4 protein-coding genes are annotated in these 3227 nt (G+C 69.4%); all 4 read right to left on the bottom strand.

Translation table 11 applies throughout. From position 1 onward, the window contains the following. The coding region (locus tag P3W75_RS20060) for a sensor histidine kinase (protein ID WP_276229062.1) at positions 1–1221 on the bottom strand (1221 nt) is incomplete at its 3' end. Positions 1222–1315: 94 nt separating this feature from the next. After that, positions 1316–1777: a Spy/CpxP family protein refolding chaperone gene (locus tag P3W75_RS20055; RefSeq protein ID WP_276229061.1), complete on the bottom strand. Its 462-nt coding sequence runs from the start codon at positions 1775–1777 to the stop codon at positions 1316–1318. Between the two features lie 144 nt (positions 1778–1921). Further along, positions 1922–2599 (bottom strand): response regulator transcription factor, encoded by a 678-nt coding sequence (locus P3W75_RS20050; protein ID WP_276229060.1) that lies wholly within the window; start codon positions 2597–2599, stop codon positions 1922–1924. Between the two features lie 13 nt (positions 2600–2612). Then, on the bottom strand, positions 2613–3035 hold the full coding sequence (locus tag P3W75_RS20045) for a translation initiation factor 2 (IF-2, GTPase) (RefSeq protein ID WP_276229059.1): 423 nt from the start codon (positions 3033–3035) through the stop codon (positions 2613–2615). Positions 3036–3227: the final 192 nt, after the last annotated feature.

Raw genomic sequence — 3227 nt, 5'->3', positions numbered from 1 at the left:
GCCCAGGCCGTGGCCGGGGCTGGCCTGGTTCGGTGCGCGGTAGAAGGGCTCGCCCAGTTGCGCCAGGTGATCGGCGTCGGCCCCCGGACCGTGGTCGCGGACGCTGACGTGCAGCACGTTGCCGTCGACCGCGGCTTCGACTTCCAGCGGCTTGCTCGACGGGTTGAAGCGCAGGGCATTGCGCAGCAGGTTGTCCAGCGCGCGTTCGAGCATGTCCGGCCAGCCGTCGATGGCCAGGCCTTCCGGTATGCGCAGCTGGATGTGTTGTTCCGGGGCCAGCAGCTGGGCGTCTTCGCGCAGGCGTTCGAGCAGCGGCAGCAGCTCGATGTGGCTGGTGGGACCGGGGTCGGCGTCGAGGCGGGCGAGAGCGAGGATTTCGGCGATCAGCGCTTCCAGGCGATCGCACTCCTGCTCCAGGCGCGGCCACATGCTGGCGCGCTGTTCCGGGCCGGCGCGCTCGGCCAGGGCCAGGGCGATGCGCAGGCGCGCCAGCGGTGAACGCAGCTCATGGGACACGTCGCGCAACAGCTGGCGCTGGCTGCTGATCAGGCGTTGCAGGCGCGCGCCCATGCGGTTGAAGTCGCGGGCCAGCACGCCGAGTTCGTCGCCGCGGTGGGCGAGGCGGGCGAGGCTGTCCTGCTGGTAGGTGGTCTGTCCGAGGTCGTGCACGGCGCGGCGCAGGCGGTTCAGCGGGCGGGTGATGGACAGCGTCAGCAGCAGGCTGAAGATGGTCAGCACCACCAGGGCGATGCCCAGCGCGCTGAGCGGCCACAGCAGGCTGCTGCGGTGCCAGGCCTCGAGGGCGCCGTGGGGAATCCGGTAGATGAACAGGTAGGTGTGGTCGCTTTCCGGGCTGGTGTATTCCTGGCTGAGCTGGCGCCAGGGGAAGCGCGGCAGGTCCTTGCGGTCGAAGCTGCCGTCGTTGCGGCGTGGCGGGCGCGGCAGGTAGGTGCCGTCGACCAGGCGCTGGCCGCTTTCATCGAGCACCTGCACGGACAGGTCGTAGTCATGGCGGCGCTGTTCGAGCAACTGTTGCGCGGCGTCGGGCCCCTGGTTCTCGTAGAGCTGGGTCCATTGCCGGGCGAGGTCGTGCATGCCGGGGTAGCGGGCGATGATCCAGGTGTCCTGGTTCAACGCGCGACCGAGCAGGATGGAGAGGCCGGCGACCAGCAGCAGGGCGAGCCAGAAAGCGGCGAGGATTCGCCAGAAAAGCGAGCGCATGGTCGTTCGGTTCAGTCGCATATCCGTGTCGGGTCAGGGGCGCGGTCGCGGCGAGGCGCCGGGGATTGGCCCGGCGCCCGCTCGACTGGCGCTATCAGTTGGTGGGTTTGCCATCCTTCTGCGCTTTCCACTGCTGGAACTCGGCCCATTCGGCCTTGCGCTGGTCGCGCTTGGTCTTGAGCTCGTCGAATTTCTTCTGCTGTTCCGGGGTGAGCAGCGCGCGGATGTCCTTCTGGGTCTTGTCGTGGCTGGCCTTGTACTCGTCCTGCATGGCCTTGCGGTCGGCCGCCGACAGCTTGCTCAGGTACTTCTCGGTGATTTCCTGACGAGCCTTCATGGAGTCGCCCATCAGCTTGCCGACCTGCTGGCGCTGTTCCTGGGTCAGGTTCAGCTCGCGCATCGGGCCGCCGCGGTCGCCGTGCTGGAAGCGCGGGCCGTGGCCGTCCATCATCGGAGCGCCGGCGGGCGGCGGAGCGTCGGTCGGCGCCGGGGTGGCGGCCATGGCCAGGGTCGGCAGGGCGGCGGCGAACATCAGGGCGGTGAGGGTCTTGCGCATGGAAACTTCTCCTTTCGTGGACCGGTTCTGAACCGGATGTGCCCAGTCTAGGGATGGCAAGGTCAAGGGCGGTCAGGGCCGCGTAAAGCTTCGGTAAAGATTGCGTAGACCGCTCTATGTCGGGCCTTTCGGCCCGGTCCGGGGTCAGGATGCGTAGAAGTAGCCGCGCCCGCGCAGGGCCAGGATGCGCGGACGCCCGTCGGGGTGCGCGCCGAGCTTCTTGCGCAGGTTGCTCACGTGCATGTCCAGGCTGCGGTCGTAGAGGGTCAGCTTGCGGCCCAGGGCGATCTGCGCCAGGGCCTGTTTGTCCAGTGGTTCGCCCGGCTGGCGCAGCAGGGCTTCGAGGATGCGGCTCTCCGACAGCGTCAGGCTGACTTCCAGGCTGCCGATGCTGGCCACGCCGCGGGTCAGGTTCAGGCTCAGGTCGCCCAGCTCGATCTGGGCGCTGGGCTGCACCGGGTGGCTGCGGCGCAGCACGGCGCGCAGCCGCGCGGTCAGTTCGCGGGGGTCGCAGGGCTTGGCCAGGTAGTCGTCGGCGCCCAGCTCCAGGCCGAGGATGCGGTCCAGCGGCTCGCCGCGCGCGGAGAGCATCAGCACCGGCAGGTCCGGGTGTTCGCCGCGCAGCTGCTTGAGCAGCTCCAGGCCGCTGCCGTCGGGCAGCATCACGTCCAGCACCACGGCGTCCGGGGTGCGCGCGGCCAGCGCCGCGCGGGCCTCGGCGCCATCATGGCTGGCTCTTACGCTGAAGCCTTCCTGGGCGAGCCAGGTGCAGAGCAGTTCGCACAATTCACGGTCGTCGTCGATCAGCAGCAGCTCACTCATGCTCGGGCTTCTTTCAATTGATCCACTCCCGGCGCTGGCGGCGGCGACCGCGGCTCAGAGCGCCAAGGATGAAGGCGGCGAGGGCGATGCCGCCGCCCGTCGCGAACCAGGCCTGCTCGGTGCTGAGCAGGCGTGGCGGTTGTTGGGCCTGGAACTCGCGCAGCTGCAGTTTCAGGCGCTGGTTTTCCTGGCGCAGGCGGCCCACCACGGCGCTCTCCGCGCCTTGCAACTGGGCGGTGAGGTCGGCACGCAGTTTCTCGCTGTCGTCCAGGCGTCGCTGGAGGTCGTCCAGGCGTTGCGCCAGCGGGTCGCCGGGCGCTTCCTGCGCGACGGACGTGGCGGCTTCGACTTCGGCATCGGCGCCGGGTTCCTCGCCGAGGGCGGCGAGCGGCAGGCTCAGGCAGAACAGCAGGGGCAGCAGATGACGAGGGGACATCGGAACTCCTTGTACGCTGATGAACCGCTTGTACGCTGATAAGCCGCCGGGCATCGCGGTCCGCGCGTGGCCAGGTTGCGGGACCAGGGTTGGCCTGGTCGGGCGGCGCCATCCCTGCGCCGCGAGTTGCACGTTACGGCAGGACTTTCTTGAACGGCTTGACCACCACCTCGGCGTACACGCCGGCGGCGC

The sequence above is a fragment of the Pseudomonas citronellolis genome, from assembly GCF_029335315.1.
GTDB lineage: Bacteria > Pseudomonadota > Gammaproteobacteria > Pseudomonadales > Pseudomonadaceae > Pseudomonas > Pseudomonas citronellolis_A.
The sequence above is the reverse complement of the archived record's forward strand: the minus strand, read 5'-3'. Positions and strand labels throughout refer to the sequence as shown.